Here is a 26,315-nt window from a genome sequence, read left to right as displayed (position 1 = left end):
CCCCTGTTTTCTAGGGAAGACGCTAGGGAAAAGCTGTCACGAAATGGTTAATCGAGCGGCAACCATACGAGGCCTTTCAGCGGCGGCCGTGGAACAGGAAAAGCTGGTCGACCATCGCCTGCATCTGTTTCTGGCAGCCGCCGACCGGATCGGAGTTCTCGCTGGTGTTGACCGCGATGCCGATCGGCGTCGGCCAGCCGCGCAGCGCGTGGACGATCGTGCGCAGCGCCTGGAGCGTCGAGACGGCCGCCTGCCAGCCCGCCGCGGTGGCGACGAGGCCGACGGGGAGGCCGTCGAAATAGGGGCGCTCGTCCTTCGCCAGCTGCTCGACATAGTCGAGCGCGGTCTTGACCAAACCGGAGAGCGTGCCGTGATAGCCCGGCGAGCCGACGATGATCGCATCGGCCGAGCGCAGCGCCGCGAGGTAGCGTTCGATCGCTTCGTTGCCCTCGGCGATGCCGGGCTCGTAGTGCGGGAAGGCGATGTCGGGCCCGGTCAGCAGCGTCACGCGCGCGCCGCGGGCCGCCGCCATGTCGAGCGCAGCGGCGAGCAGGCGCCCGGTGGTCGATTCGGCGCGCGTGGTGCCGCCCAGGGCGACGACATGGGGTGCTGACATGCCGTTCCGCTAGACGAAAGCGCCTGAGAGCGCCAGCGCTTGGCCCTTTCGCTCAGGCGCGGCTATGAGCGAGTCGCGACAAGAGGGGAATTGGACGCGATGGAGTTGCGGCACGGACCGTTGGCGGGCGTCAGGATCGTCGAGCTCGATGCAGCGGGGCCGGTGCCGCTCGCGGGCATGCTGCTCGCCGACATGGGCGCGGATGTCGTGCGGATCCGCCGCGCCGGGACCGACGGCAGCGCGATCGCGCCGGTGCTCTACCGCGGCCGCTCCGAAGTCTCGCTCGACCTCACCAATGTCGCCGACCGCGAGAAGGCGCTGGCGATGATCGCCCAGGCCGATGGCGTGCTGGAGGGCTTCCGCGCCGGCGTGGCCGAGCAGCTCGGGCTCGATCCGGCCAAGTGCCTCTCGCTCAATCCACGGCTGGTCTATGCGCGAGTGAGCGGCTGGGGGCTGGAGGGGCCGCTGTCGGGCGCGCCGGGGAACGACATCAACCATCTCGCGCTCACCGGCGCGCTCCACGCGATCGGCACGCCGGCGACGCCGGTGCTGCCGCTCAACCTGCTCGGCGAATATGCCGGAGGCGCCCTGTTCCTTGCGCTCGGCGCGGTCTCGGCGATCCTCGCGGCGCAGGCGACCGGGCGCGGCCAGGTGGTCGAGGCCGCGCAGGTCGACGGCGTCGCCGCGATGATGACGCTCTATTACGGACTCCACGGCGTCAATCGCTGGGCCGATTCGCGAGCCTCCAACCTGATCGACGGCGGCGCGCCCTTCTACCGCTGCTATGCCTGCGCCGATGGGCGGCACGTCGCGGTCGGCGCGGTCGAGCCGCCCTATTTCGATGCGTTGTGCGAAGGGCTGGGCTTTCCGCAGGGCCGCTTCCGCCAATATGACCGCGCGACCTGGATCGAGATGGGCGAAGCCTTCGCCCAGGCCTTCGCCAGCCGCGCGCGCGACGATTGGGCCGCGCTGTTCGCCGAGAAGCGCGCGTGCGTGACGCCGGTGCTGTCGCTCGCCGAAGCGCCGCAGCACCCGCACCTCGCCGCGCGCGAGACTTTCGCCTCGCCCGCGGGCACGCCGCAGCCGATGCCCGCCCCACGCTTCTCGGACACGCCGGCCGCGGCGGTGACGCAGGAGACGGCGACGGTGGAGGAAATCCTGGAGCGCTGGGGCTAGGCGCCGCGCACGCTCCGCCATGCGTCGGCGATCTCGGCGAGACTGTCGGCGGCGTCGTGGAATGGCCGCGGATCGGTGCCGAGGCTGGCCTGGACGATGCGCTGGCGAAGATCGTGATAGAAGGCCTCCAGCGCGCGGCTGACCTCGCCGCCCGCGTCGAAGTCGAGCCCCGCCTCGAGCGCGAACAGCACCGCGGTGGCGCGCGCGACGCGCTCGCTCTTCATCTCGAAGCGGCGACGCTCGGCCGCCCAGGCCGCCGAGCGCAGCGCCGACATGCCTTCCTCGTAGAGCATCGACACCAGCGCATGCGGGTCGCCGGTGCTCGTCCGCCCCACCAGCCCGACCTGGCGATAGGTCGCGGCGGGGTCGCGGGTGAGGGCGGTCGCGTAGCGCATCGTCAGTCGTTGCTGTTCCAGGCGTCGATCTGGTTCTGCAGCTGCGACTGGGTCGCCTTATAGGCTGCGACCGCGGCGTCCATCGTCGCGAACTGCTTGGTCAGCCGGTCGCGCATCGCGTCTTCCTGGGTCTGCGCCTTGGCCTGGTCGTCGGCGAGCTGCGACTGGGCCTTCTGATAGGTCGCCGTGCTCGCGCCCAGGCCATAGCTCGTGCTCGTCGCGGCATTGGTGATCGTGGTGAGCTGGGCCGAAAGCCCCGCGCTCGCCTTGAACATCGCCTCGATGTCGCTTTCGTAGCTCGACATCGCCGTCGCCAGCCGGGTCGCGTCGACGCGCAGCGTGCCGTCGCGGTTGGTCGCGACGCCGATCTCGGCGAGCGTCCTGGGGCCGCCGTCGGTGACTGTGGTCAGCTGCTGCGTCGGCAGCTGCGCGAGCGAGCGGAGCAGCGCCTTGGCGGCGGCGTCGTTGCGCAGCGGACCGCTGGTCGCGTCGGTCGCGGTCTTCAGCGTCGCGAGCAGCTCGTTGTAGGTGTCGACCACGTCGGTTACCGCCTGGCTCAGCGCATCGGTCGGCGCCGAGCTGCCGAGCGTCACCTTGGTGCCGGGCGCGGCCGATTGCAGGTCGAGGCGGATGCCGGTGACGAGGTCGAGGATCGCGTTCGACGCGCGGTGGATCGCGACGCCGTCGACCGCGACGATCGCATCCTGCGCGGCAGTGCCGATCGTGGTGCCGGCGGCATCCTTGCCGATATCGAGCGCGGCGAGCCCCTCGGCGCCGTCGTCCTCGGTAGCGGTGAGCGTGAAGGCCTGGGTGGCGCCGGTGCCGCTCTTGAGCACGAGCCGCGCGCCGTCCGAATCGCTCATGATCGTCGCGGTGACGCCGCAGTTCTTCGCGTTGATCGCGTCGCGAATGCCGGTGAGGCTCGAATTGGCCGAGGTGATCGCGATGTCGACAGACGCCGCCGAGCCGGGTTCGAAGTCGGTCATCGTGCCGTCGGAGACGGTGGCGGTGCCGAAGGTGATGGTGAGCGTGCCGGTGCCGATCGCGGCGGTCTTGTCGGCGACCGGCGCGCTATAGGCGCTCTGCGCCGCGGCGAGCTGTCGGACCTCGACCTGGGTCGAGAGCCCCGCGGCCGAGCCGCCGCTCATCGTCGAGGCGGTGAGGATGCTCGTGTTCGAACTGGTCGGCTGGGTCGCGAGCGTGCCGGTCTTGATCAGCGTCTTGAGCGCGGTGTCGAACCCCGAGATGCCGTCCTTGAGGCTCGACACCGACGAGATCTGCGCGGTCAGCGTGTCGCCGCGCTTGGTGAAGCCATCCTGCTTCGCCGAGAATTGCGCGTCGACGAGCTGCTCGACCAGCGTGTTGATGTCGATGCCCGATCCGGCGCCGAGCGTCTTCGCAATCGATTCGATGGCCATGCAAACCCCCTGACCCGGAAAACGGCCATGCGACGCAGGACTTTAGCCCTGTTTCCGTCCATTCTCGTCGAAGCGCGCGGTTGCCGGCACATTGACCGGCGGCTGGACCCCGGCGGTGCGAGCGTTCACCCCGAAGACGAAGGCGAGCACCGTCGCGATCGCGGCATAGAGGTCGTCGCGGATCTCCTGCCCCTCGCGGCTGGTGTAATAGACGGCGCGCGCGAGGCTCGGATATTCCAGCACGGGCACTGCGAACTCGCCGGCGAGCTCGCGGATCGCGAGTGCGGTGATGCCGCGGCCCTTGGCGACGACCACCGGCACCTGGTCGCTCTCGCGGTCGTAGCGCAGGGCGACGGCGAAGTGCGTCGGGTTGGTGAGCACGACATGCGCGGTCGCCACCGTCTTGCGCAGCCCGCCCTTGACGATCGCGCGCTGGCGGTCGCGCTGGGCGGCCTTCACTTCGGGCGAGCCTTCGCTTTCCTTATGCTCGTCGCGGATCTCCTGCTTGCTCATCCGGAGCTGCTTCAGATGGCGGAGGATCTGGATCGGCAGGTCGATCCCCGCGATCAGCGCCATGCCGCCCGCCATGGCGAAGACGAGCAGCAGGAACCTGCCGCCGATAGCACCCACCGCGCCCGGCAGGTCGGCGGAGACGAGCCCGATCGAGGGATGGATCAGCGAGGCGAGCATCCACCAGCCGATCCCGCCGAGCAGCACGACCTTGAGCAGCGACTTGACCAGCTCGATCCAGCCGGTGGGTCCGAAGACGCGCTTGAGCCCGGCGGCAGGATCGATGCGCGAGGCCTTGGGGGCGAAGTTCCGGCCGTTCCAGGTGAGCGCGCCGAGCCCCGCCTGGCTCAGCACCGCGGCAGCGAAGGACAGCGCGAGCAGCCCGCCGAGCGATGGCGCGAGTGCCCAGCCCGCGGCGAGCAGCGGGCGCCAGGGCTCGAAGTCCTCGACGTCGGCGCGGCCGAAACTCAAACTGGCCGTCATCAGCTGGCGGCAGCCGGCGAGCAGCGAGGGGCCCATCAGCGCCATCCAGCCGCACCCCGCGAGCACCACCAGCGCCGAGGCGAAGTCGCGCGAGCGGAGGACCTGGCCCTCCTCGCGCGCCTTTTGCCGGCGCCTGGGTGTCGGGGCCTCGGTCTTTTCGCCGAACTCCTCCGCCATCAGCCGAGCACCAGCTGCGGCATCATGGCGAGGCCCTCGCCGATGATGACCTGGAGATAGTCGCCCATCGCGGGCAACGCGAGCAGCAGCGCGACCACGCCAATCACCAGGCTGGCGGGCAGGCCGACCGCGAAGAGGTTGAGCGACGGCGCGGCGCGGCTCAGCATGCCGACGACGACGTTGAGGCAGAGCAGGATGAAGCCCACCGGCAGCGCGAGCAGCAGCCCGGCGAGGAAGGCATAGCCGCCGAACATCGCGATGCCGAGCAGCCGGGCGGGCGCGATCCACGTCCCCGGCGGCATCGCTTCATAGCTGCGCACGACGAGGTCGACGAGCACGAGATGGCCGTCGACCGCGAGGAAGAGCAGGGTCAGCAGGATCGAGAGGAACTGGCCGAGCGCAGGGGTGGCGTGGTTGCTCTGCGGGTCGACCGCGTTGGCGAAGCCCAGCCCCATCCCCATGCCGATCAGCTCGCTCGCGACGAGCGGCGCGGCGAAGGCGATCTGGAGGACGAAACCCATCGCCAGCCCGATCAGCGCCTCGGCCGCGACCGCGAGGAAGGTAGTGATCGAGAAGATTTCGGCGGGCGGCTGGATGTGGGCGACGTTCACCACGAGCACGCCGATCGCGCCCGACAGCGCGATCCGCGCGTGGAGCGGCACCGCCACCGCGCTGAACACCGGCGCCGCGACGAACGCCGCGCCGATCCGCACCATCGCGAACAGCAAAGCCCAGAGCTGCGGCTCGATCGAGAGGCCGAAGCCCATCATCGCGTCGCTACCGCACCAGATCCGGGATGCGCTCGAAGATGCTCGTCAGAAAGTCGCCGAGCAGGCCGAGGATCATGCCGCCGAAGATCACCAGGCTGATCCCCACGACGACGAGCTTGGGCACGAAGGTGAGCGTCTGCTCCTGGATCGAGGTCGCGGCCTGGATCATGCCGAGGATCAGGCCCGAAAGCAGCGCCGGGATCAGGATCGGCGCCGAGGCCAGCGCCAGGATCCACAGCGCCTCGCGGGCGACGGTGAGGAAATAGTCAGCATCCATGGGGTCACGTCGCGAAGCTGGAGGCGAGGCTGCCCATCGTCATCGCCCAGCCGTCGACGAGGACGAACAGCAGGAGCTTGAACGGCAGCGAGATGATCGTCGGCGACATCATCATCATGCCCAAGGACATGAGCACGGTGGCGACGACGAGGTCGATCACGATGAAGGGCAGGAAGATCAGGAAGCCGATCTGGAAGGCGGTCTTGAGCTCGCTCGTCACGAAGGCGGGGAGGAGCACCGAATAGGGCACGTCCTCGGGCTTCGCATAAGGGCCGCTCCTGGCCATGTCGGCGAACATCTTGAGATCGTGGTTGCGCGTCTGCTTGATCATGAAGCCGTGCAGGGGCTCGCCCGCGCCGGCGATCATCGCGGTCGCGTTGATCTTGCCCTCGGCGTAGGGCTGGATCGCGGTCGCGTTCATCTGGCCCAGCACCGGCGACATCACGAAGAAGGTGAGGAACAACGACAGGCCGATCAGCACCTGGTTGGGCGGGGTCTGCTGGAGCCCCAGCGCCTGGCGGAGCACCGCGAGCACGATGATGATCCGGGTGAAGCTGGTCATCATCAAGAGGATGCCCGGCAGCACCGTGAGCAGGCCCATGATGATGAGCAGCTGGAGCGACAGGCTGAGCGGCGCATTGCCGCCGCCGAGGTCGCCGAGCGCGCGGTCGACCGCGTCGCCGACGCCGGGCGTCGCAACGGGTGCCGGTACGCCTTGCGCGAAGGCAGGCGCGGCGAAGAGGATCAGGAAGGCGAGCAGCCCGACGAACAGCGCGGCGCGGCCGCCGACGGTGCGGGGCGTGCGGATGCCAAGAGTGCGCGAAGCGCGGCGCGCGCGGATCACGGCTCGTCTCCCCGGTCGACCAAAGTCACGCCGGTGCGGCTCACCGAGACGAGCAGCTTGCGCCCCTCGAACTCGACCACCGCGAGCCGCAGCCCCGGCGAGAGCATCATGCTCTCCCTGACCTGCACCATCCGCTCGCCCTGGCTCTTCGGCAGCCGTGCCTCGAGCTTGCGCCAGGCGTAGAGGCAGCCGACGAGCAGCCCGCAGACAAGCGGCAGCAGGATCACCAGCTTGAGGACATAGGACCACATCATTTGGCGGCAGTCCGCTTGTCGGGGCTGACCAGCTCGGTCATCCGCACGCCGAACTTCTCGCCGACGGTCACGACTTCGCCGCGGCCGATCAGCGTGCCGTTGACGAAGACGTCGAGCAGCTCGTTCGCATCGCGGTCGAGCTCGATCACGCTGGTCTCGCCGAGCGCGAGCAGCTCGCGTAGCGACAGCGTGGTCGAGCCGATCTCGACCGTCAGCCTGACGTCGACATCCTGGAGCAGATGGAAGTTCGCGGCGACCGCGGCTTCCATCGGGAAATTGCCCGTCATGTCGTTCATCGGAAATCCTCCGCGTTGATCGGTTCGAGCGTGGTGAGGCGCACCGCGGCGCGGCCGTTGGCAGTGCCGACCTCGCCGGCGCCGAGCTTGCGGCTCGCCACCATCACGGGCACTTGCGTGCCGAAATCGATCGGGATGACGTCGCCGGGCTTGAGTTCGAGCAGGCGGCCGAGCGGCATCACCGGCTCGGCGAGCACCGAGCGGACGGGGAAGCGCACGCCCATCACCGCGCGGGTGAGGCCGCTGCGCCATTCGGGCTCGACCTCGTCACCGTCGTCATGGACCTTGACCGCGAGCGCGGCGCTGTGCGGCTTGAGCGCGCTCGCCGGGTAGAGGAGGTCGACATGGACCGGCTTGCGGTCGCCGTCGGCCAGGCCGAAGCGCGTGATGACCACGGCCTCGTCACCGGGAAGCTCGGGCGGCGCGCCCAGGACCATGACGGTGGTGGCGCGGAAGCCGATGCGGACCAGCGGCTCCCAGGCCGCGGCGAGCGGCACCGCGACCGCCTGGCCGAGCCGTGCGACCAGCGCCTCGGCGGCAGGGGTGAACTCGCCGGGTGCCACACCCTCGCCATCGCCGCCGAAGAAGGCATCGAGCATCTCCATGACGTGGCGGCCGTCGATCACCAGGCAAGCCCGGCCGCGGCCCGGCTGCATCGCCAGCGGCTGCCAGGCGGAAAGCGCGTCGCCGCGCTCGGCCTTGTAGTCGGCCCAGCGCTGGACCTCGACCGGCTCGGCCCAGCAGCGCAGCGGGCGGCGGAGCATGCCCTCGAACACCGGCTTGAGCGACTTTGAGAGCCGTGCCGACAAATGCTGGAGCGTCACCAGGTCGCCGAAGGGATTGCGGCTCGAAGCGCCGCCGAGCGCGAGCGCGTGCTCGGCGCTGACCCGGGGCCGCTCGCGGCGATCCATGTCTGAAGGAGCGTTAACCATCATTGTTCACTGAACAATGAAATTGGTAAAGTAGACGTTACTTACGCCCCCGAAACCTTCTTTCTGCTGCAGGACGGCGTTGATCGCCTTCACCAGCCGCTGCTGGATCGCCTTCTTGCCCTCGGCGGTGAACACGTCCTCCTCGCTGGTCTCGCCGAGCGCGAGCAGAACCGCCGAGCGGATCGCGATCTCATGCGTCTTGATGTTGTCGAGGACGCGATCGTCATAGGGCGTCGAGATCGCGACGCCGACCTGGATGAAATGGACGCTGTCCTGGAGGTTCGACGTGAACTCCTTCTCGATCGCATAATAGTTGGAGGCATATTTGTCGCCGCCATGGCCCTCGGGCGTGGGCAGGCCTTCATGCGAGCCGCCGCCCTCGCCGCCTTCGCCATGGCCGCCTTCCTTGGTGGCCGAGGCGCGCTTCTCCTCGGCCTTGGGGACGAGCTGGGGGCCGTTGGCCGCCGCCGCGGCGCCGCCGTGCGCGCTGCCGAACAATCCGGCGTTCATCGCATAGAGCGCGCCGCCGACGCCGCCGCCGACCAGCAGCAGCGCGGCGCCGGCGAGCATCAGGATCTTCATCATGCCGCCCTTCTTCTTCTCGGGCTTGTCGGCCTTGGTGTCGCTCATGATCGGTTCCTCAAGTCTCAGGCAATGCGGTCCTCGGCGGGCGCGTCGGCGCTCGCGTCACGGAAGGCGCTCGGCGGCGCGGCGGGTGCAGGGCGCGAGTCCTGGCGGGACTGGTTGCCTTGCCCGCCGCTCGCGCCCGGATCGGCACCGAGGCTCACGCTCGCCTGGCCGAGCCGCAGACCGCGCGCTTCGGCGAGCTCGGCGAGGCGCGGCTGGGCGTCGTTCAGGATGGTGCGCGCGATCGCGGTCTCGGTGGTGAAGCGCACGTCGATGCGATCGCCTTCCCGGCGGATCGCGATGTCGACCTTGCCGAGCGCATCGGGAACGAGGCGGATCTGCGTCTCCTTCGCGCTCGCCGCCTGCAAGTCGCGCATCGCTTCGATCCGGTCGACCATCGAGGTCATCCAGTCGCGACGGCGGATGTCGAGCTGCAGGTCCTGCGCCGGCTGCATCGCCTGGACCGCCTGGGGCGCGGCTTGCTCCGTGCCTGGCGCAGCGCTGGCGAGGATAGGGAGGTCCTGCGGCTCGGCGCGGCGCTGATTGGCGGGCCGGTTCTCTGGCAGCTGAAAGGCCGCCGCGACGACGGCGGTTGCGGTGGCGGACTGGACGGTCTCGATGCGCGGCTGGAGCTGGGCGATGGTGACGGGCCGGGTGATGTCGGCAGCAGGCGCCATGGCGGCAGTTGCGGGCCGGACCTGGACCGGCTGCATGCCCGGGACCGGGATCGCGACCGGCTTGGCGGCCGGCTCGGCCTTGGGTTCGAGCTGGGGCTGGGGCGCCGCAGCGTCGGCCACGGGAAGCTGGGGGGCAGTCGCCTCGCCTTGCGGCCTGGGCTGAGCGCCGAGCGCCGGCCGAAGCTCGATCCGAGCGCCCGGAGCCGCCGCGCCGCCCTGCGGCAGCGGCTGGGGCTCGATCCGGATCGGCGCGACGGCGAACCAGGCGAAGGGCATGTCCGCGGCGGCCTCGGCCTCGTCCTTCACGTCCTTGGCGTCCTTCGCCTCGGGCGCCGCCTCGCCGCTCGCGAGCAGCGCTTCCGGCAAGATCTTGCCGGGGGCGGCATCGGCTTGCCGGCCGGGCTCGCCCGCGTCGCCCGCAACCGCGCCGCCGCCGAGCAGCAGCGCGGTGAGCGCGAGCGAGAAATCGGGCGCTGTGCCAGCCACTTGCGCGCCGACACGGATCGCTCCGGGCTGCGTCGGAAGCGCGGAGGCCGCGATCTGGATCAAGGTCGAACTCCCCGATTGCATCAATCGGGGAAGCGGTCAGCAAGGATCGTGCCGGTTTCGCACCGTGGCCGGGAGCTTCTCGAGCGCGCGCAGCGCCTCGAGCGCCGCTTCGGCCTTTTCGCGCGCGATCAGCTTCTCGATCGCGCTCTGGTCGCGCCTAGCTTCCTGCGTCGCCGAAGCCGCAGTCGAGACATTGTTGGCAGCGACCTCGACCCGGCGATCGGCGGCATGCGCCGACTGGTGGAGCCGTTCGCGATAATGCGCGGCAGCGATCATCGTCGCGCCGAAGCCGGCGGATTGCGCGGGCGCGACCCCGGCAACGAGCTGGGCGATGCGCTCGCGCAGGGCCGCTTCTTGGCCGAAGCGCGCGCGTGCGGCGGCCTCTTCGGCGCGAACCTGACCGAGCTGCAAGGTACGGACGCGGAGCAGCCGCTCCAGCTTGCGTGCCTTATGCATGGAAGTGCGTCGGTGCCGGCCCGCTCCCCCACCCGGCCACCCATAGGATACTGGCGTTGGGTGGCCGGGTGGGGGAGCGGGCCGGCACCGCCCGAAGGTCAGCCATCGCCGAACACGCCGGTCAGCTCGGCGACGGCATCGGCGAGCGGCACGATTTCGTCGCTGCCCTGGCGGATATATTCGAGCACGGCCGGGTGGCAGGCGATCGCCGCGTCGATCTCGGCATCGGCGCCGGGGCGATAGGCGCCCATCAGCACGAGGTCGCGATTCTCCTCATAGGTCGCGAGGTGGCGGCGGAGCACGCGCGCGGCATGGACATGGTCGGGAGCCGCAATGTCGGTCATCACGCGGCTGACCGAGGGACCCAGGTCGATCGCGGGGTAGATGCCGCGCTCGGCCATCGCGCGGCTGAGCACGACGTGGCCGTCGAGGATCGAGCGCGCGCTGTCGACCACGGGGTCGTTGCCGTCGTCGCCGTCGGCGAGCACGGTGTAGATCGCGGTGATCGAGCCCCCGCTCGCGACGTCGACGCCGGCACGCTCGATCAGGCTGGGGAGCATCGCGATGGCGCTGGGCGGATAGCCGCGCGCCGAGGCCGGCTCGCCGAGCGCGAGGCCGATCTCGCGGCCCGCATGCGCGACGCGCGTCAGGCTGTCCATGATCAGCAGCACCTTCCTGCCCTGCGCGCGAAAGGCTTCGGCGATGGCCGTGGCGCGCAGCGCGCCGCGGATGCGTAGCACCGGCGAATGATTGGCCGGAACCGCGACGACGACGGTGCGCGCGCGCGCCTCGCCGGCGACCTTGGTCTCGAGGAAATCGGCGACTTCGCGGCTGCGCTCGCCGATCAGCCCGACGACGACGACATCGGCTTCGGCCGCGCGGACGATCATCCCGAGCAGCACCGATTTGCCGACCCCCGAGCCCGCCACGATCCCGATCCGCTGGCCCTGGCCGACGGTGAGCAGCCCGTTGATCGCGCGCACGCCGACGTCGAGCGGCTGGCGCACCCGGCCGCGGTCGAGCGGGTTGTGGAGCTTGCCCGCGAGCGGCCAGCGCCCGGCGCCGCGGATGGGTCCGAGCCCGTCGATCGGCTTGCCCGCGCCGTCGACGACGCGGCCGAGCAGCGCCGCACCGACCTCCGCCTCGCCGGGCGGGCCGATCGGGCGGACGGGGGCGTTGGGGAGCAGCGGCGCGGGGCCGCCGAGGTTCATCAGCAGCGTGCGGCCGCCGCGGAAGCCGATCACTTCGGCCTCGACCAGCGCCGAGCCGCTGCCGATCGCGCAGACGGTGCCGACCGGGAGCGACAGCCCGGTCGCTTCCATCAGCAGCCCGTCGAACGACGCGAGCCGCCCGGCGACGCAGGCGCGCGGCGCAAAGCCCGGGCAAGCGAGCCCGTCGAGATAGCCGGTCGCGAAGTCGCTCAGCATAGGGGCGGGATCGGCACGCGATCGATCGCCTGGGCGAGCTGCTCGAGCCAGAGGCCGGGGCCATCCTCGACGATCGTCGACGCGCTCTCGATCACGAAGCCGCCGCGCGCGATATGCGGGTCGGCGACTGCGAAAATCGTCGTCGGCAGCTTGCCCTCTACCAGCGCGACATCGTCCGGGTGGAGGCGGAGCAGCGCCGATTCGGCGCTGTCGGCGAGCAGGTCGATCGCGGCCTTCACGCGCGCGGCGAGCACGTCGGGTGCGATGCCCGCCTCGCCGATCAGCCGCGTGACCAGATGGAGCACGGTCTGGCGGAGGTGCCCCGCCATCCGCTCGCGATCGAAATGCGCACCGCCGGCGAGCGCGGTCGAGACCTGGTCGAGCAGCGCGGTCTCGCGCGCACGGACCTCGCCGATCTCGAGCAGCGCGAGCGCGCGGCCCTCGGCGAAGCCTTCGGCGCGCGCTGCCGTGACGGCGTCGGGCGCGAAGGGGTCCCAGCCTTCGGTCGGGTTGCGGCTGGGGTCGGCGGGGCTGAAGTGGCGGGGTGCCAGTTCGGGCTCGTCCTCCTCATCCTCCACTTGCGCCGAGGCAGGCACGAAGCCGCGCCGCCCGATCCCCTCGACCGGGGCGGGCGCGAAGCCCGGCATGCCGGCGAAGGCCTGGTGCAGCACCGCCGCCGCGCGCGACTGGCGCGCCGAGAAGCCGGGGACGAAGTCAGACATAATCGTCCTCGCCGCCGCTGCTCGGCATCAGCAGCGTGCCATCCTTGATCAGCCCGCGCGCGACCGCGATCATCGTCTTTTGCGCCTCGAGCACTTCGGCGAGCTTCATCGGCCCGCGCGCGTCCATCTCGTCGCGGATGCCGTCGGCGGCGCGGCTCGACATGCAGCCGAGGAAGCGGTCGCGCACCTCGGCCTCGACGCCCTTGAGCGCACGCACCAGCACGTCGCCGTCGACGCTGCGGATGAGGGTCGAGAGGTTCTTGTCGTCCATCTCGAGGAGGTTGTCGAAGACGAACATCGCTTCCTCGATCGCTCGGGCGACGTCCTTGTCGATCTTGGCGAGCCTGGGCATCACCTTCTGCTCGACCGTCTTGCGCGCGGCGCCGAGGATCTTCGCCGCCTCGCGCGTGCCGCCGAGCTGGAGACCCGAATCGGGGCTGGCCGAGACCGCGCCGGCGCGGCTCTCCAGCATCGTGCGCAGCGTCTCGATCGCTTCGGGCGGCACCGGGCCGAGCTTGGCCACGCGGCGCAATATCTGCGGCTGCGCGGCTTCGGGGAGGTGCTCGAACACCTTCGCCGCCACGTCGGGCTCGAGGTTGGCGAGCAGCACCGCGGCGATCTGCGGATGCTCGGCTTCGATCATCGCGGCGATCTCGGGCGGCTCGAACCATTGCAGCAGCTCGAGCCCGGCGGCGGCCTTGGCCGGCATGATCCGCGCGAGCACGCTGCCCGCGCGATCGGGGCCGAGCGCGCGCGTCATCATCCCCTCGACCTGCGCGCCGGGATCGAACTGGATCCCCGAGCGCGCGCTGGCCTTCCAGGTGAAGTCGTCGAGCACCTGCTCGACTTCGGCTTCGCTGACGTCGGCGACTTCGAACATCGCCTTGCCGAGGTCGCGGACCTCGTCGGGATCGAGCTTCTGGAGGATGGCCGCGGCCTCCTCCTCGCCGACGAGCATCATCAGCACCGCGGCGCGCTCGACGCCGTTGAAGCTGCGGACCGCGTTCATGGCGCGTCGGCCTTGATCATGTCGCGCACCGCCAGCGCCGCGCGCGCGGGATTGTCGCGCGTGAAGCCGCGGACCATGCCGACGCGCTCCTCGTAGCCGCGCGTGTCGGCGCTCTGGAGCATGTCGATGCTCACCGGCGGCGGCGCGGGCGGCGGCACGTATTGCCCGTCCTGGGCGACGCCGCCCATCGCCAGCGCCGGGTTCGGCCGCGCGGCGTCGTCGCGCTTCCTGAGCAGTGCCTTGGTGAGCGGCCGGATGCCGAGGAACAGCACCAGCACCGCGATCAGCAGCGCCGTCACGTTGCGCGCGACGAGCGGGACCCAGGCGGCATCGTACCAGGCCGGCCCCGCGGCGTCGTTGAGCTCGGGCAGCGGGTTGAACTTGCGACTGATCACCGTGACCACGTCGCCGCGCGCCGGATCGAAGCCCATCGCGGCGCGGACGAGCTGCGTGATCTGGTCGATCTCGATCTTCGAGCGCGGCTTGCCCGACTCCTCGCGCAGCAGCACCGCGACCGAGAGGCGCTTGACGTTGCCCGGCACCTGCCGTGTGACCGAGACTTCCTTGCCCAGGTCATAGGCGCGCGAGAAACTGTCGCTCTGCTTGGTCTGCGGCTCGGGCGAGGCCGCGGCGGACGGCGCCGGCTGGGGCACGCCGGGAGTCGAGGCGGCGGAGTTGATCGTGCCGTTGGGGCCGCTCGGCTGCGGCTGCTTCGCCGCGGCGTTGGGTGACGTCAGCGTGCTCGGCGGCGGCGGGGTGTTCGACAGCGCGCCGGGGATGCCGCCGGGCGCTTCCTTCTCGCCGCTGCCGGTCCAATTGCCCTGCTCGGCGCGCAGCGTGCCGTCCTTGTCGTAGCTCTCGCGCGTCGCCTGGCTCTCGTCGAGGTTGACGTCGGCCTGGACCTCGGCGGTGAAGTTGTTGCCGCCGACCATCGGCGTGAGCAGCTGGACCAGCTGGGTGCGGTACTTCTCCTCCACCCGGCGCTGGAAATCGATGCGATTGTCGCTGCCGGAAGGGTCGCCGCTGCCCGACTTGCTGAGCAGCGCGCCCATCTGGTCGACGATCGTCACGCTCTCGGGCGCCATGCGGGGGACCGAGGAGGCGACGAGATTGACGATCGCGCGGATCTGCGCGTCGCCCAGCGCGCGGCCGGGCTGGAGCTTGACGATCACGCTCGCCGAGGGCTGGGCATGGTCGCGCACGAAGGCCGAGGCTTCGGGCGTCGCGAGGTGGACGCGTGCCTCGGCGATCGAATCGATCTCCTGGATCGAGCGTGCAAGCTCGGTCTCGCGCGCCTGGCGCAGCCGCTCGCCTTCGACCGCGCGGCTGACGCCCATCGGCAGCTGGTCGAGGATCTGGTAGCCGCCGGGCTGGCCCTTGGGCAGGTCCTGGCTGGCGAGCAGCATCCGTGCCTTGTGGTACTGGTCCTCGGCGACGGTCACCGAGCCCGAGCCGTCGATCGCCGACGGGATGCCGGCGCTGTCGAGCGCGCTGGTGACCGAGGCCTTGTCGGCGTCGCTCAGGTTCGCGAACAGGATACGCTGCGGCGCGGTGGCGACCATCGACCAGGCGAGCCAGCCGGCGGCGGCGAGCCCGATCAGGAAGAGGAACGGCATCGCGCGCCTGACCGCGGGCTGGCCGAGCAGGCTCGTGGCCTGGCGCAGCGGTGCGGCGAGCGCCTGGGGCATGCCATTGGCGGGGACGGGGACGTTGCTCATCGCGTTACACCGGCATGTTCATGATGTTCTGGTACGCCGACAGCAGCTTGTTGCGGACCTGGAGCGTCGCTTCGAAGCCCACCGACGCCTGCTGGCGCGCGAGCATCACCTTGGCGATGTCCACCGTCTCGCCGCGCTCATAGGCCTCGGACAGCGCGCCGGCGTCGGCCTGCTGCTGGTTGACCTGCTTGAGCGCGCTTTCGAGCGTGTTCGAGAAAGTCGCGCGGGTCGGCGCCTCGGTCGCGTCGGTGCCCGCCGCGGCCGGCGCCTGGTTGGCGCGCGATAGCGCGGCGTTGCGCTCGAGGATCTGCGCGCGCAACGCCATCACCCGGTCGACGCTCATGGCGCCCGCCACCCCGCTCATGCCGGCACCGCGATGCGGGCGATGTCCTCACCCTGTTCGCGCGCCTTGGCGAGGCGGTAGCGCAGCGTCCGCTCGGAGATGCCGAGCCGGCGCGCGGTCTCGGTGCGGCTGCCGTTACACTCCGCAAGCGTGTCGCGGATCGCCTGGAATTCGTGGATCTGGACGATGTTGCTGAGCGTGCCGCCCGTGGGCAGAGCGCGCTCGGGCGCCCGGTCGAAGATCAGGTGCTCGGGCTCGATCGCGTCGCCGGCGCAGAGCAGCAGCGCGCGCTGGATGACGTTCTCGAGCTCGCGGACATTGCCCGGCCAGTCGTGGTCGGCGAGCGCCTCGAGCGCATCGGCGCTGATCCAGGGGAGCTCGCCGCGGTTGCCCGCGTGGCGGAGCACCATCGCGGCAGCGAGCGCGGCGATATCGCCCGGGCGCTCGGCAAGCGCCTTGGTGGCGAGCGGGAAGACCGAGAGGCGGTAATAGAGGTCGGCGCGGAAGCGGCCCGACTGGACCTCGGCGTGCAGGTCGCGGTTGGCGCAGGCGATCACGCGCACGTCGACCTTCTCGGGAACGGTGCCGCCGATCGGCACCACCTCGCGCTCCTGGAGCGCGCGGAGCAACTTGGCCTGGAGGCCGAGCGGCATCTCGGCGATCTCGTCGAGCAACAAGGTCCCGCCGTGGGCGGCGCGGAAGAACCCCTGGCCGCTCGAGGAGGCGCCGGTGAAGCTGCCCTTCTGGTGGCCGAACAGCATCGCCTCGAGCATCGATTCGGGCAGCGCGGCGCAGTTGATCGCGACGAACGGGCCATTGGCGCGCGACGAGCCCAGGTGGATCGCGCGGGAGAGGACTTCCTTGCCGGTGCCGGTGGGGCCGTTGATCAGCACAGTGATATCGGACGCCGCGACGCGCTCGGACAGCGCGAGCAGCGCGAGGCTCTCGGGATCGGCGGCGACGGGAGCCTCGCCGCGCGCCATCGCGCTGGCGAAGCCGATGCCGACCGCGGCGTCGTCATGCCGGTAGCGCAGCCGCGCGGGATTGCCGTCGCGAAAGGGCAGCGCGAGCGGGGCGCCAGTGCCGAGGATCAGCGTGCGGGCCGGCGCGGGCACGGGCTCGCCTTCGGCGACGAGGAACAGGTCCCCCGCGACAGGCCGGGCGTCGGCCGTGCCGATCGCGAACCCCTGCGCCCGAAGCGCGGAGACCAGCGCGTAATTCTGCCGAAGCACAGCGGCCGACGGTAGGATCGAACCCATAGCTTCCCCCTTCACCGGCCCTTGTGCGGGAAAGTTGGTTAATCTCCGGTAAAATATCTAAGGGTTTGTCCGCATTGGCTTCCGGGCGTTCTACGCGCACGCGCGCGAGGCCCCGGCGGCATTTTCAAGTTTTTCGCTAAAGCCCGTCCGGGCCCGGCCGTTCTGTGCCTTGGCGGCTCGGAGCTCCCGCTAGGGGGGTGCGCGGGAAGCGCCAGGCTTGAATGGAGTGAGACCCATGACTGTTATCGGCACCAACACCGCCGCCATTCGCGCGGGCAATGCCTCGACCGCCGCGTCGAGCATGCTCAGCACCGCGATGGAGCGGCTTTCGACCGGCAAGCGCATCAACAGCGCGAAGGACGACGCCGCCGGCCTCGCCATCGCCTCGACGATGACCGGCCAGATCCGCGGCATGAGCCAGGCGATCCGCAATGCCAACGACGGCATCTCGATGGCGCAGACCGCGGAAGGCGCACTCGGTGAAGTCACCAACATGCTGCAGCGCATCCGCGAGCTGGCGGTCCAGTCGGCCTCGGGCACCTATTCGGACGACGACCGCACCAACCTCCAGGCGGAAGTCACCGAGCTGACCGGCCAGATCACCGACATCCTCTCGAACACCAAGTTCAACAACATCGCGCTGTTCGACGGCTCGGCCGGCGACGACGGCGACGTGACCGTCCAGGTCGGCTCGAACTCGTCGGACACGGTGACTTTGTCCTTCGCCGAAGTCGATCTCGACGATGCGGTCGACGTCGACATCTCGGATGCCGACGGCGCGACCGACGCACTCGACACGCTCGACGACGCGCTCAAGACGGTGAACACCGCGCGCGCCACGCTCGGTGCGTCGCAGAGCCGCCTCGAATCGGTGGTCAACAACCTGACCACCAACGTCACCAACCTGACCGACGCGCGCAGCCGGATCGAGGACACCGATTATTCGGCCGAGACCGCTCAGCTCGCCAAGGCCCAGATCCTGAGCCAGGCGTCGACCGCGATGCTGGCGCAGGCCAACCAGAGCCAGCAGACGGTTCTGCAGCTGCTCCGTTAAGCGTGGGCCGGTCCGGGGTGTCACCCCCCTGACAGGCACCACGGCCGGTCACCCCTCGGACGAGGGGGCGCATGGGGAGCCCCGGTGGTCTTGTGCCACCGGGGCTTTTCCGTGCCGGGGCGCCGCCTCTGGTAGCGCTACCAATTATCGGCTACGCCCCTCCCACAAAGGAGAGGCCCCGCATGAACCACCGCCACCTGCTCGCGCTCGCGTTGCTCGCTTCCACGGCCGTCACTGCCCCGGCGCTGGCGCAGAGTGCCGAGCCAACGGCGCTGCGCGACACCAGCAAGACCCCCGCCGAGCGCGCCGCCGACGTCGTCAGGCACATGACGCTCGAAGAGAAGGCGCACCAGCTCGGCCATACCGCCCCGGCGATTCCGCGGCTCGGCGTCCCGGCGTACAACTGGTGGAACGAGGGCCTCCACGGCGTCGCGCGCGCGGGCATCGCGACGGTCTTCCCCCAGGCGATCGGCATGGCCGCGACCTGGGACACGGCGCGGATGCACAAGGTCGCCGACACGATCTCCACCGAATTCCGCGCGAAATACGTCGAGCGGCTCCACCCCGACGGCGGCAGCGACTTCTACCGCGGGCTCACCGTCTGGTCGCCGAACATCAACATCTTCCGCGATCCGCGCTGGGGCCGCGGCCAGGAGACCTATGGCGAGGATCCGTTCCTCACCAGCCGCATCGGCATCGCCTTCATCACCGGCCTGCAGGGCGACGACCCGAACTACTACAAGGTCATCGCCACCTCGAAGCATTTCGCGGTGCATTCGGGCCCCGAATCGACGCGCCACACCACCAATGTGAACCCCAGCGCCTACGACCTCGAGGACACCTACCTCCCCGCCTTCCGCGCGACGGTGACCGAGGGCAAGGTCCAGTCGATCATGTGCGTCTACAACGCCGTCGACGGCGTGCCGGGCTGCGCGAACACGATGCTGCTCGACCAGCACCTCCGCAAGGACTGGGGCTTCAAGGGCTATGTCGTGTCGGATTGCGGCGCGGCGGCGAACATCTACCGCCCCGACGCGCTCCACTACACCAAGACCCCCGAGGAAGGGATCGCGCTCGGCTTCAAGGCCGGGATGGACGTGATCTGCGGCGACTATCGCAACAACATGACCACCGACGCCGACACGATCGTCCGTTCGGTCAGGCAGGGGCTGCTGCCCGAGAGCGTGGTCGACCAGGCGCTGGTCCGGCTGTTCGAGGCGCGGATCAAGCTCGGCATGTTCGATCCCGCCGCCAGCCTGCCCTTCGCCGGGATCACCGCGGCGGACAACAACACGCCCGCGCATCGCGCCGTAAGCCTCGAGATGGCCAAGGCCTCGATGGTGCTGCTCAGGAACGAGGGCGACCTGCTGCCGATCAAGGGCGACCCCAAGGTGATCGCGGTGGTCGGCCCCAATGCCGACAGCCTCGATACGCTGGTCGGCAATTATTACGGCACGCCCTCCGCGCCGACGACGGTGCTCGACGGCATCCGCGCGCGCTGGCCGCAGGCGAAGGTGGTGTTCGCCGAAGGGACGGGCCTCGTCGGCCCGGCCGAGACTTCGGTGCCCGATGGCGCGCTCTGCCTCGACGCGGGCTGCGCGGCGCCCGGTCTCAAGGCCGAGCATTTCGCCGGCGCCAACCTCGAGGGCGCAGCGACCGCGAGCGGGACCGAAGCCAATGCCGCGATCCAGTGGAACGGCGACAAGGAAAATTCGGCGCGCTGGACGGGCTTCGTCAAGGCGCCCGAGACCGGCACCTACAGCTTCCGCCTGCTCAGCGAGAACGGCTACCGCGTCTGGGTCGGCGACACGCTCGTCGTCGACGAATGGGGCGTGGGGGACTCGCCCTCGATCCTGTCGGGGACGATCGATCTCGAGGCGGGCAAGACCTATCCGCTCCGCGTCGAAGGCTTCCAGCGCGGCGCGCGCGGCGAGCAGCGTCTGGTGTGGAGCACGCCGAGCTCGAACGGCGACGATGCCGTCGACGCCGCGAAACAGGCTGACCTCGTCGTGTTCGTCGGCGGGCTCTCGGCGCGGATCGAGGGCGAGGAGATGAAGCTCAAGACCGACGGCTTCGCCGGCGGCGACCGCACCAGCCTCGACTTGCCCGCGCCCCAGCAGAAGCTGCTCGAGCGCGTCACCGCGACCGGCAAGCCCACCGTGCTCGTGCTGATGAACGGCAGCGCGATGAGCGTGAACTGGGCCGACAAGCACGTCCCCGCGATCGTCGAGGCCTGGTATCCGGGCGAAGCGGGCGGCGAAGCGGTCGCCGGGCTGCTCGCGGGCGACTACAGTCCTGCGGGTCGCCTGCCGGTGACTTTCTACAAGTCGGTGAACGACCTGCCGCCGTTCGACGATTATGCGATGAAGGGCCGCACCTACCGCTATTTCGGCGGCGAAGTGCTCTACCCCTTCGGCCATGGGCTGAGCTTCACGCGGTTCCGCTACGGCGCGGTCAAGCTGAGCGCAGCGAGCATCAAGGCGGATGGGTCGGTGACGGTCTCGGTGCCGGTGACCAATGCCGGCGCGATGGACGGCGACGAAGTCGTCCAGCTCTATGTCACGCACCCGGGCGTCAGCGGCGGTCCGATCCGCGCGCTCGAGGGCTTCCAGCGCGTCGCCATTCCCAAGGGGCAGACCAGGACCGTGACCTTCACGCTCAAAGACCGCGCGATCAGCGTGGTCGACGCCAAGGGCGTGCGCTCGGTCCAGCCGGGGAAGATCGAGCTCTGGGTCGGCGGCGGCCAGCCGGTCGAGCGGCCGGGGCTCGCCAGGCCGGCGGGCGCGGCGGCGAGCTTCACGGTGACGGGGAGCAGGGTGCTGCCCAAGTGACGTTCAGGCGAACCACCGGCCGATCAGCCAGAGGTTCGCCGTGACGATCGTCGCGAACATCGCCCACGCCGCGCCCGCGAGCAGGCGCGGCGTGGCGAAGGCGCCCATCAGCGCGCGATCGCTGGTGAAGCGGATCAGCGGCCAGATCGCGAAGGGGAGCTGGAGCGACAGCACCACCTGGGTCAGCACCAGCAGTTTACCGACCGCATGGTCTCCTAACCACATCACGCCCGCGAGCGCCGGCACCAGCGCGAGCCCGCGGGTGATCAGCCGGCGCTGCCAGCAGGGGATCTTGAGGTCGAGGAAGCCCTCGAGGATCACCTGCCCCGCGATGGTGCCGGTGAAGGTCGCGCTCTGCCCCGATGCGAACAGCGCGATCGCGAACAGCGCGGCGGCCGCCGAGGCGCCGGTGATCGGCGCGAGCAGGCGATAGGCGTCCTCGATCTCGGCGACGCCCGAGAAGCCGCTCGCGTGGAAGGTCGCCGCCGACAGTGTCAGGATCGCGCCATTGACCAGGGTCGCGAGGAGCAGCGCCACGACGATGTCGATCGTCGCGAAGCGGATCGCGTCGCGCTTCGCAGGCTCCCCGCTGCCGACCAGCCGCGTCTGCACCACCGAGCTGTGGAGGTACAGATTGTGCGGCATCACCGTCGCGCCGAGGATGCCGACCGCGAGGTAGAGCGCATGGGGATCGGCGAAGATCGCCGGCCTGGGGACGAGACCGTGGAGGATGCCCGCGGGGCTCGGGACGGCGATCGCGAGTTGGACCGCGAAGCAGAGTGCGATCGTCGCGACCAGCCCGAGCACGATCGCCTCGACCTGGCGGAAGCCCTGGCCCTTCAACCCGAGCACGATCACCGTGTCGAGCCCGGTGAGCAGCACGCCCAGCCACAGCGGCACGCCGAGCAGCAGGTTGAACGCTAGCGCGCTGCCGAGCACTTCGGCGATGTCGGTGGCGACGATCGCAAGCTCGGCGAGCAGCCACAGGCATTTGACCGTCGCGGGCGCGTAGCGTTCGCGCGCCATCCGGCCGAGGTCGCGCCCGGTGACGAGCCCCAGCCGCATCGCCAGCCATTGCAGCAGCATCGCGCCGAACCCGCAAAGCCCGATCACGAACAGCAGGTCATAGCCGTAGCGCGAGCCTGCCTCGATGTCGGTCGCCCAGTTTCCCGGGTCCATGTAGCCGACCGCGACGAGCAGCCCCGGCCCGGCCGAGCGCAGCGCCTTGCGCCAGAAGGGCAGCCCGGGCGGCACCGCGACGCTGCCGCGTACCTCGGACGGGCAGAACGGTGCGCTGGCGGTCTTGGGGAGGGGCAGGCGGAACATCGGCACTGGCTAGCCGGCCGCCGTCCGGGCCGCCACTCATCCCTTCGCATCAGCAGGATCGAGCGGGACGATCGCCACCGAATCGGCGCGGTCCCGTTGCGTTCTCCAGAGGTGAGTGTCTTGTTTCGCTCGAACAGCGGGAGGGAAACATGCCGATCTCGGGCCAGGGCTGGGAAATCCTGATCGAACGCCAGTCGGTGCAGCGCAATGCGGCGGGCCGCGTGCGCACGGTGGGACGCTATACGATCTTCCACAACGGCACCGCGGCGAGCGGTGCGCTGATGACGGGCACCGTCGCCGAATCGCCGGGGCCGGGATCGAACGCGCAGGCGGGCAACAAGAAGCGCGTCGAGGCGGGGACCTATCCGCTGCTGACCCAGGCGGGCACCAAATACGTCACGATCGGCTACAGCCAGAACGCCAACCACACCGCGCTGCCGCGACCTGGCGTCGAGCTGGGCAACACCGGCCATCGCTCGGAGATCCTGATCCACCCGGGGATCGGCTTCCTCGCCTCGATCGGCTGCATCAACCTCTGCACGCGGCTGCCCGACGCCGAGGAGCCGATTTCCTTCCCCGGCAGCCGCAACCGCGTGATCGCGATGATCGACGACATGAAGGCGTTCCTCGGCAGCGACTTTCCGACGAGCAACGGCAAGAAGATCGCGCGGGCGCATGCGGTGATCGAAGGCGAGCCCTGAAGCGATCGTTGCCGATGCTCAGGCCGCATAGGGTCTGTCGGCGGGATCCTCCAACTTGCGCACCTGAAGTACCAGATTGATGCCGGCGCTCGCCGCTTTCTGATGGATTTCGGTAAGCTTCGCATCCTGCAACGTCAGAATATCGCGTGCCGCGGCGCGAAGGTCGGAATCGTGGAACGAACCGATGTTCCTTCGCCATTCGCTATCCACCGAAATGACCGTCGCCTGCGTGGTGGCGGCCAGCAGATTGAGATCGGCGGCGCGCTTCTCGAACTTGAATGCCGCTTCCAGTCCGAGCAGCACGGTGGTCATGATGCCGAGCGCGGTGAATATGGCCAACACGCCGACGTTGCTCGGGCCGAATGCACTGTCCGCCGCCGCCTTCGCCGCCGAAAGCGAAGACAAGAGGATCGTGGCGACACGCAACCAATTCGAGAGAATCTGAATATGATAGGCCTTCTCGCCCAAAATCCCGACCAATTGCCGCAATTCGCGCTGACGATCATCGATGCCGTTCTGAAGTGATTTCATCGCCCGGTCCACGGCGCACCTCAATCTTATTGCAATGGGCAGGATAACCGTCGGCACAACCAACGGCCAGGGTCGATCGACTTGATCTCGCCCGGGCATGGCGAGGTTACCCCGGCCGCCTCGCCAGCCCCTTCTTCAGCCGGGCATGCGCGCTCGCCTTGATCTGGCAGATGCGCGCGGCGCCGACGCCGAGGACCTGGCCGATCTCCTCGAGGTTCAATTCCTCGACATAATAGAGCTGGATCACCAGCTGTTCGCGCTCGGGAAGCTCGGCGATCGCGTCGATCAGCGCGTCGCGCTGGCCGCTCTCGGCGAGCTGGTCGAAGGCGTCGGGCTCGTCGGCCATGAACCAGGGCGATTCGTCCGAATAGCAATCGTCGATCGAATCGAAGCGCACCGCCTCGGCATTGGCATAGTCGAGCCGCAGCTTCTCGACGCTCACGCCCAGCCGCTCGGCGACTTCGGCGTCGCCGGGCGCTCGGCCCAGCGCCTGACCGAGCGACGCGACCGCGTCGTTGTACGCGCGCCGGCGCCGCATCGCGCCGCGTGTCGTCGTCGCCTGGCGGCGGAGCTCGTCGATCATCGAGCCGCGCAGCCGCGTGACGAGATAATGCTCGAAGCTCACCTGGCCGCGGTCCTCGAACGCGGCGACCGCCTCGACCAGCGCGACCATGCCGGTCTGCACCAGATCCTCGACATCGACGATCGCGCTCATCGAGCCGTGGATGTGCCAGGCGATCCGCCGAACCAGCGGCAGGTGCCTGCGCACGAGCGCCTCGGCATCGCGCCGGGGCACGGGCGAGTAGGTGAGCGGGGCAGCGCTGGCCATGGCGGTCGGCTTCCTCAACTGGGGTGCGTTCATGCGGGCAGCGCCTCCGGCGCGCCGATCACGGCGACGACTTCGACCGCCTTGTCCTCGGGGACTTCGAAGAAGCTCATCACCGGCGTGTCGGGCAGGACGGTGCGGACCAGCTTGCGGATCGCGATGCGGATCGACGGCTGGACGACGAGCGCGAAAGGCCTGGCCTCGGCGACGAGCGGCTGGGCGGCGCGCTGGAGCGCATCGGCGATGCGGCGGCCGAGCTCGGGCTCGATCGTGTGGCGCCGCGCCGGGTCCGAGCGGACCGCCTGGCCGAGCAGCGCCTCGAGCTGACCCTCGAGTGTCATCACCCGCAGCGGCTCGCGCACCCCGCACAGCCGCTGGATGATCAGCGGCCCCAGCTCGGGCCGGATCAGCTCGAGCAGTTCCTCGGCGTCGAGCGTCTTCTGCGCGGTGACTGCGATCGCGGCGGCGATGCGGCGGAACTCCCTGAGCGGGATAGTCTCCGCCAGCAGCCCGCGCAGCACCTGGGTGAGCGTGGTGAGCGGCACCGGCTGCGGGCAGAGCGCGGCGACGAGCTGGGCCGAACGCTCCTTGAGCCCATCGAGCAGCGCCTGGACCTCGTCGGGTCCGAGCAGGTCGGCGGCGTTCTGGATCAGGCACTGGTTGAGGTGCGTCGCGACCACCGTCGCGGGATCGACGACGAGATAGCCCGCGCCGGTCGCGGCGTCGGCGTCGGCGTTGGCGACCCAGATCGCGTCGAGCCCGAAGGTCGGGTCCTTGACCGGCTTGCCGGCGAGCCTGCCTGCGGCCTGGCCGGTATCGAGCGCGAGCATCTCGTCGGGCGAGACCTGGTCCTCGCCCACCACGACGCCGCCGATCAGGATGCGATAGGTGAAGGGCGGCAGGTTGATGTCGTCGCGCACGCGCACCTGGGGGACGACGAAGCCGAGCTCCTTGGAAAGCTGGCGGCGCACGCCGGTGATGCGGGCCATCAGCGGCCCGCCGCGGCGCTCGTCGACGAGCGGGACGAGGCCGTATCCAATGTCGAGCATCACCAGCATGTTGTCGGTGACTTCCTCCCAGCCGATCTTCGAGAGGTCCGCCGGCTCGGGCGCGGGTGCGGCGGGCGGCGGGCGCATCGATTGCGTCCGGAGGTGCCAGGCGATCGCACCGGCGACCGCGGCGGCGGGGAGCACGACGAAATGCGGCATGCCCGGGATCACCCCGAGGATGGCGAGGATGCCCGCCACCGGCGTCCAGGTCTTGTGGCTGCCGAACTGGCTGCCGATCTGGCCGGCGAGGTCGTGCGCCGAGTTGACGCGCGTGACGATCGCGGCGGCGGCGATCGAGAGCATCAGCGCGGGCAGCTGCGCGACCAGTGCGTCGCCGATCGCGAGCAGGACGTAATTGTGCGCGGCGTCGCCGATCGACAGGCCGTGCGCGGTCGGGCCGAGGATCAGCCCGCCGACCACATTGACCGCGAGGATCAGCAGCGCGGCGACTGCATCGCCCTTCACGAACTTGGACGAGCCGTCCATCGCGCCGTAGAAATCGGCTTCGGTCGAGACTTCGGCGCGGCGTGCTCGGGCCTCGTCGGGGGTGATCAGCCCGGCGTTGAGATCGGCGTCGATCGCCATCTGCTTGCCGGGCAAGGCATCGAGCGTGAAGCGCGCCGAGACTTCGGAGACGCGGCCGGCGCCCTTGGTCACCACGATCAGGTTGATGATCACCAGGATCGCGAAGACGAAGATGCCGACGACATAGTCGCCGCCGATGAGGAAGGTGCCGAACGCTTCGATCACCTGCCCCGCGGCACTCTCGCCCTCATGGCCGTGGACAAGCACGACGCGCGTCGAGGCGACGTTGAGGCCGAGGCGGAACAGCGTCGCGAAGAGGAGCACGGTCGGGAAGGCCGAGAAGTCGAGCGGCTTCTGCGCGTTCAAGGCGACCATCAGCACCGCGAGGCTGATCGCGATGTTCATGATGAAGAAGGCGTCGAGCAGGAAGGCCGGGATCGGCACCACCATCAGCGCGACGAGCATCAGGATCGCGAGCGGCAGCGCGAAGCTGCGCATCGTCGGCGCGAGGCCGCGCGGCAGGGCGAGCGGGGTCAT

Annotated in this window: 27 protein-coding genes; 4 read left to right on the top strand and 23 right to left on the bottom strand. The window is 69.9% G+C overall.

Going from position 1 to position 26,315, the window contains the following annotated elements; all coding sequences use genetic code 11:
- Positions 1–76 precede the first annotated feature (76 nt).
- Positions 77–616 (bottom strand): NAD(P)H-dependent oxidoreductase, encoded by a 540-nt coding sequence (locus tag J7495_RS13665; RefSeq protein WP_294057159.1) that lies wholly within the window; start codon positions 614–616, stop codon positions 77–79.
- 99 nt (positions 617–715) lie between these two features.
- Here J7495_RS13665 and J7495_RS13660 point away from each other — a divergent pair, with 99 nt between their 5' ends.
- Positions 716–1,792, top strand: a complete 1,077-nt coding sequence (locus J7495_RS13660; protein WP_294057158.1) for a CaiB/BaiF CoA-transferase family protein — start codon at positions 716–718, stop codon at positions 1,790–1,792.
- On the opposite strand, the gene fliS is transcribed toward J7495_RS13660, so the two are convergent.
- The 18 genes from fliS to J7495_RS13570 form a co-directional block, all read right to left on the bottom strand.
- Positions 1,789–2,187, bottom strand: a complete 399-nt coding sequence (gene fliS, locus J7495_RS13655; protein ID WP_294057157.1) for a flagellar export chaperone FliS — start codon at positions 2,185–2,187, stop codon at positions 1,789–1,791. The two genes, J7495_RS13660 and fliS, sit on opposite strands and share 4 nt — an antisense overlap.
- Before the next feature lie 2 nt (positions 2,188–2,189).
- On the bottom strand, positions 2,190–3,605 hold the full coding sequence (gene fliD, locus J7495_RS13650; RefSeq protein WP_294057156.1) for a flagellar filament capping protein FliD: 1,416 nt from the start codon (positions 3,603–3,605) through the stop codon (positions 2,190–2,192).
- A 42-nt stretch (positions 3,606–3,647) separates the two neighbouring features.
- On the bottom strand, positions 3,648–4,775 hold the full coding sequence (locus J7495_RS13645; RefSeq protein WP_294057154.1) for a flagellar type III secretion system protein FlhB: 1,128 nt from the start codon (positions 4,773–4,775) through the stop codon (positions 3,648–3,650).
- Positions 4,775–5,545, bottom strand: a complete 771-nt coding sequence (gene fliR, locus J7495_RS13640; RefSeq protein ID WP_294057153.1) for a flagellar biosynthetic protein FliR — start codon at positions 5,543–5,545, stop codon at positions 4,775–4,777. Before fliR ends, J7495_RS13645 begins: the two co-directional genes overlap by 1 nt.
- A 7-nt stretch (positions 5,546–5,552) precedes the next feature.
- Complete coding sequence (gene fliQ / locus J7495_RS13635) at positions 5,553–5,822, bottom strand: flagellar biosynthesis protein FliQ (RefSeq protein ID WP_294057151.1); 270 nt, start codon at positions 5,820–5,822, stop codon at positions 5,553–5,555.
- A gap of 4 nt (positions 5,823–5,826) precedes the next feature.
- Positions 5,827–6,594 carry a flagellar type III secretion system pore protein FliP gene (gene fliP, locus J7495_RS13630; RefSeq protein WP_294057303.1) on the bottom strand — a complete coding sequence of 256 codons (768 nt, stop codon included), beginning with the start codon at positions 6,592–6,594 and terminating at the stop codon, positions 5,827–5,829.
- A gap of 68 nt (positions 6,595–6,662) precedes the next feature.
- The gene (locus tag J7495_RS13625; RefSeq protein ID WP_294057149.1) at positions 6,663–6,920 is read right to left on the bottom strand and encodes a flagellar biosynthetic protein FliO; all 258 of its coding nucleotides are present in this window, start codon (positions 6,918–6,920) and stop codon (positions 6,663–6,665) included.
- The gene (gene fliN / locus J7495_RS13620; protein WP_294057148.1) at positions 6,917–7,216 is read right to left on the bottom strand and encodes a flagellar motor switch protein FliN; all 300 of its coding nucleotides are present in this window, start codon (positions 7,214–7,216) and stop codon (positions 6,917–6,919) included. Before fliN ends, J7495_RS13625 begins: the two co-directional genes overlap by 4 nt.
- A complete protein-coding gene (locus J7495_RS13615; protein ID WP_294057146.1) occupies positions 7,213–8,127 on the bottom strand; it encodes a FliM/FliN family flagellar motor switch protein in 915 nt (304 codons plus the stop codon). The genes fliN and J7495_RS13615 overlap by 4 nt, the downstream gene beginning before the upstream one ends.
- A 27-nt stretch (positions 8,128–8,154) precedes the next feature.
- Positions 8,155–8,778: a flagellar basal body-associated protein FliL gene (locus tag J7495_RS13610; protein WP_294057145.1), complete on the bottom strand. Its 624-nt coding sequence runs from the start codon at positions 8,776–8,778 to the stop codon at positions 8,155–8,157.
- A 17-nt stretch (positions 8,779–8,795) separates the two neighbouring features.
- Positions 8,796–9,938, bottom strand: coding sequence for a flagellar hook-length control protein FliK (locus tag J7495_RS13605; protein ID WP_294057143.1), 1,143 nt, complete (start codon positions 9,936–9,938; stop codon positions 8,796–8,798).
- A gap of 99 nt (positions 9,939–10,037) precedes the next feature.
- Complete coding sequence (locus J7495_RS13600) at positions 10,038–10,457, bottom strand: hypothetical protein (protein ID WP_294057141.1); 420 nt, start codon at positions 10,455–10,457, stop codon at positions 10,038–10,040.
- A gap of 98 nt (positions 10,458–10,555) precedes the next feature.
- Positions 10,556–11,884, bottom strand: a complete 1,329-nt coding sequence (locus J7495_RS13595; protein ID WP_294057140.1) for a FliI/YscN family ATPase — start codon at positions 11,882–11,884, stop codon at positions 10,556–10,558.
- Positions 11,878–12,606 carry a FliH/SctL family protein gene (locus J7495_RS13590; RefSeq protein ID WP_294057139.1) on the bottom strand — a complete coding sequence of 243 codons (729 nt, stop codon included), beginning with the start codon at positions 12,604–12,606 and terminating at the stop codon, positions 11,878–11,880. The genes J7495_RS13595 and J7495_RS13590 overlap by 7 nt, the downstream gene beginning before the upstream one ends.
- A complete protein-coding gene (gene fliG / locus J7495_RS13585; protein WP_294057138.1) occupies positions 12,599–13,615 on the bottom strand; it encodes a flagellar motor switch protein FliG in 1,017 nt (338 codons plus the stop codon). The genes J7495_RS13590 and fliG overlap by 8 nt, the downstream gene beginning before the upstream one ends.
- Entirely contained in the window at positions 13,612–15,333 is a 1,722-nt protein-coding gene (gene fliF, locus J7495_RS13580) for a flagellar basal-body MS-ring/collar protein FliF (protein ID WP_294057136.1), read from the bottom strand. Before fliF ends, fliG begins: the two co-directional genes overlap by 4 nt.
- Before the next feature lie 4 nt (positions 15,334–15,337).
- The gene (gene fliE, locus J7495_RS13575; RefSeq protein ID WP_294057135.1) at positions 15,338–15,676 is read right to left on the bottom strand and encodes a flagellar hook-basal body complex protein FliE; all 339 of its coding nucleotides are present in this window, start codon (positions 15,674–15,676) and stop codon (positions 15,338–15,340) included.
- A 17-nt stretch (positions 15,677–15,693) separates the two neighbouring features.
- Entirely contained in the window at positions 15,694–16,935 is a 1,242-nt protein-coding gene (locus J7495_RS13570) for a sigma 54-interacting transcriptional regulator (protein ID WP_294057133.1), read from the bottom strand.
- Positions 16,936–17,170: 235 nt separating this feature from the next.
- Here J7495_RS13570 and J7495_RS13565 point away from each other — a divergent pair, with 235 nt between their 5' ends.
- Both J7495_RS13565 and J7495_RS13560 read left to right on the top strand, forming a co-directional pair.
- Complete coding sequence (locus tag J7495_RS13565; RefSeq protein ID WP_294057131.1) at positions 17,171–17,989, top strand: flagellin; 819 nt, start codon at positions 17,171–17,173, stop codon at positions 17,987–17,989.
- 182 nt (positions 17,990–18,171) lie between these two features.
- Positions 18,172–20,820 carry a glycoside hydrolase family 3 protein gene (locus J7495_RS13560; protein WP_294057129.1) on the top strand — a complete coding sequence of 883 codons (2,649 nt, stop codon included), beginning with the start codon at positions 18,172–18,174 and terminating at the stop codon, positions 20,818–20,820.
- Between the two features lie 3 nt (positions 20,821–20,823).
- Here J7495_RS13560 and J7495_RS13555 read toward each other — a convergent pair whose 3' ends face one another.
- Entirely contained in the window at positions 20,824–22,146 is a 1,323-nt protein-coding gene (locus J7495_RS13555; protein ID WP_294057128.1) for an Nramp family divalent metal transporter, read from the bottom strand.
- A 149-nt stretch (positions 22,147–22,295) separates the two neighbouring features.
- On the opposite strand from J7495_RS13555, the gene J7495_RS13550 reads away from it, so the two are divergent.
- Entirely contained in the window at positions 22,296–22,847 is a 552-nt protein-coding gene (locus J7495_RS13550; RefSeq protein ID WP_294057127.1) for a hypothetical protein, read from the top strand.
- Between the two features lie 18 nt (positions 22,848–22,865).
- On the opposite strand, the gene J7495_RS13545 is transcribed toward J7495_RS13550, so the two are convergent.
- The 3 genes from J7495_RS13545 to flhA all read right to left on the bottom strand — a co-directional run bounded on the left by J7495_RS13545 (position 22,866) and on the right by flhA (position 26,315).
- A complete protein-coding gene (locus tag J7495_RS13545; RefSeq protein ID WP_294057126.1) occupies positions 22,866–23,378 on the bottom strand; it encodes a hypothetical protein in 513 nt (170 codons plus the stop codon).
- Positions 23,379–23,484: 106 nt separating this feature from the next.
- Positions 23,485–24,207, bottom strand: coding sequence for a sigma-70 family RNA polymerase sigma factor (gene fliA, locus J7495_RS13540; RefSeq protein WP_294057124.1), 723 nt, complete (start codon positions 24,205–24,207; stop codon positions 23,485–23,487).
- Between the two features lie 29 nt (positions 24,208–24,236).
- Positions 24,237–26,315, bottom strand: a complete 2,079-nt coding sequence (flhA, locus tag J7495_RS13535) for a flagellar biosynthesis protein FlhA (RefSeq protein ID WP_294057123.1) — start codon at positions 26,313–26,315, stop codon at positions 24,237–24,239.

It is taken from the genome of Sphingomonas sp., from assembly GCF_017745215.1.
Classification (GTDB): domain Bacteria; phylum Pseudomonadota; class Alphaproteobacteria; order Sphingomonadales; family Sphingomonadaceae; genus Sphingomonas.
The sequence above is the reverse complement of the archived record's forward strand: the minus strand, read 5'-3'. Positions and strand labels throughout refer to the sequence as shown.

Coding starts and splice junctions, on each gene's coding strand:
- J7495_RS13555 (WP_294057128.1), bottom strand. CDS start 22,146: ATGTTCCGCCTGCCCCTCCCCAAGACCGCCAGCGCACCGTTCTGCCCG.
- J7495_RS13560 (WP_294057129.1), top strand. CDS start 18,172: ATGAACCACCGCCACCTGCTCGCGCTCGCGTTGCTCGCTTCCACGGCC.
- fliN (WP_294057148.1), bottom strand. CDS start 7,216: ATGAACGACATGACGGGCAATTTCCCGATGGAAGCCGCGGTCGCCGCG.
- fliS (WP_294057157.1), bottom strand. CDS start 2,187: ATGCGCTACGCGACCGCCCTCACCCGCGACCCCGCCGCGACCTATCGC.
- J7495_RS13645 (WP_294057154.1), bottom strand. CDS start 4,775: ATGGCGGAGGAGTTCGGCGAAAAGACCGAGGCCCCGACACCCAGGCGC.
- fliA (WP_294057124.1), bottom strand. CDS start 24,207: ATGGCCAGCGCTGCCCCGCTCACCTACTCGCCCGTGCCCCGGCGCGAT.
- J7495_RS13590 (WP_294057139.1), bottom strand. CDS start 12,606: ATGTCTGACTTCGTCCCCGGCTTCTCGGCGCGCCAGTCGCGCGCGGCG.
- J7495_RS13600 (WP_294057141.1), bottom strand. CDS start 10,457: ATGCATAAGGCACGCAAGCTGGAGCGGCTGCTCCGCGTCCGTACCTTG.
- J7495_RS13615 (WP_294057146.1), bottom strand. CDS start 8,127: ATGGATCGCCGCGAGCGGCCCCGGGTCAGCGCCGAGCACGCGCTCGCG.
- fliQ (WP_294057151.1), bottom strand. CDS start 5,822: ATGGATGCTGACTATTTCCTCACCGTCGCCCGCGAGGCGCTGTGGATC.
- J7495_RS13550 (WP_294057127.1), top strand. CDS start 22,296: ATGCCGATCTCGGGCCAGGGCTGGGAAATCCTGATCGAACGCCAGTCG.
- J7495_RS13660 (WP_294057158.1), top strand. CDS start 716: ATGGAGTTGCGGCACGGACCGTTGGCGGGCGTCAGGATCGTCGAGCTC.
- fliE (WP_294057135.1), bottom strand. CDS start 15,676: ATGAGCGTCGACCGGGTGATGGCGTTGCGCGCGCAGATCCTCGAGCGC.
- J7495_RS13570 (WP_294057133.1), bottom strand. CDS start 16,935: ATGGGTTCGATCCTACCGTCGGCCGCTGTGCTTCGGCAGAATTACGCG.
- J7495_RS13610 (WP_294057145.1), bottom strand. CDS start 8,778: ATGAGCGACACCAAGGCCGACAAGCCCGAGAAGAAGAAGGGCGGCATG.
- J7495_RS13565 (WP_294057131.1), top strand. CDS start 17,171: ATGACTGTTATCGGCACCAACACCGCCGCCATTCGCGCGGGCAATGCC.
- fliG (WP_294057138.1), bottom strand. CDS start 13,615: ATGAACGCGGTCCGCAGCTTCAACGGCGTCGAGCGCGCCGCGGTGCTG.
- J7495_RS13665 (WP_294057159.1), bottom strand. CDS start 616: ATGTCAGCACCCCATGTCGTCGCCCTGGGCGGCACCACGCGCGCCGAA.
- J7495_RS13545 (WP_294057126.1), bottom strand. CDS start 23,378: ATGAAATCACTTCAGAACGGCATCGATGATCGTCAGCGCGAATTGCGG.
- J7495_RS13625 (WP_294057149.1), bottom strand. CDS start 6,920: ATGATGTGGTCCTATGTCCTCAAGCTGGTGATCCTGCTGCCGCTTGTC.
- flhA (WP_294057123.1), bottom strand. CDS start 26,315: ATGACCCCGCTCGCCCTGCCGCGCGGCCTCGCGCCGACGATGCGCAGC.
- fliD (WP_294057156.1), bottom strand. CDS start 3,605: ATGGCCATCGAATCGATTGCGAAGACGCTCGGCGCCGGATCGGGCATC.
- J7495_RS13595 (WP_294057140.1), bottom strand. CDS start 11,884: ATGCTGAGCGACTTCGCGACCGGCTATCTCGACGGGCTCGCTTGCCCG.
- fliF (WP_294057136.1), bottom strand. CDS start 15,333: ATGAGCAACGTCCCCGTCCCCGCCAATGGCATGCCCCAGGCGCTCGCC.
- fliR (WP_294057153.1), bottom strand. CDS start 5,545: ATGATGGGCTTCGGCCTCTCGATCGAGCCGCAGCTCTGGGCTTTGCTG.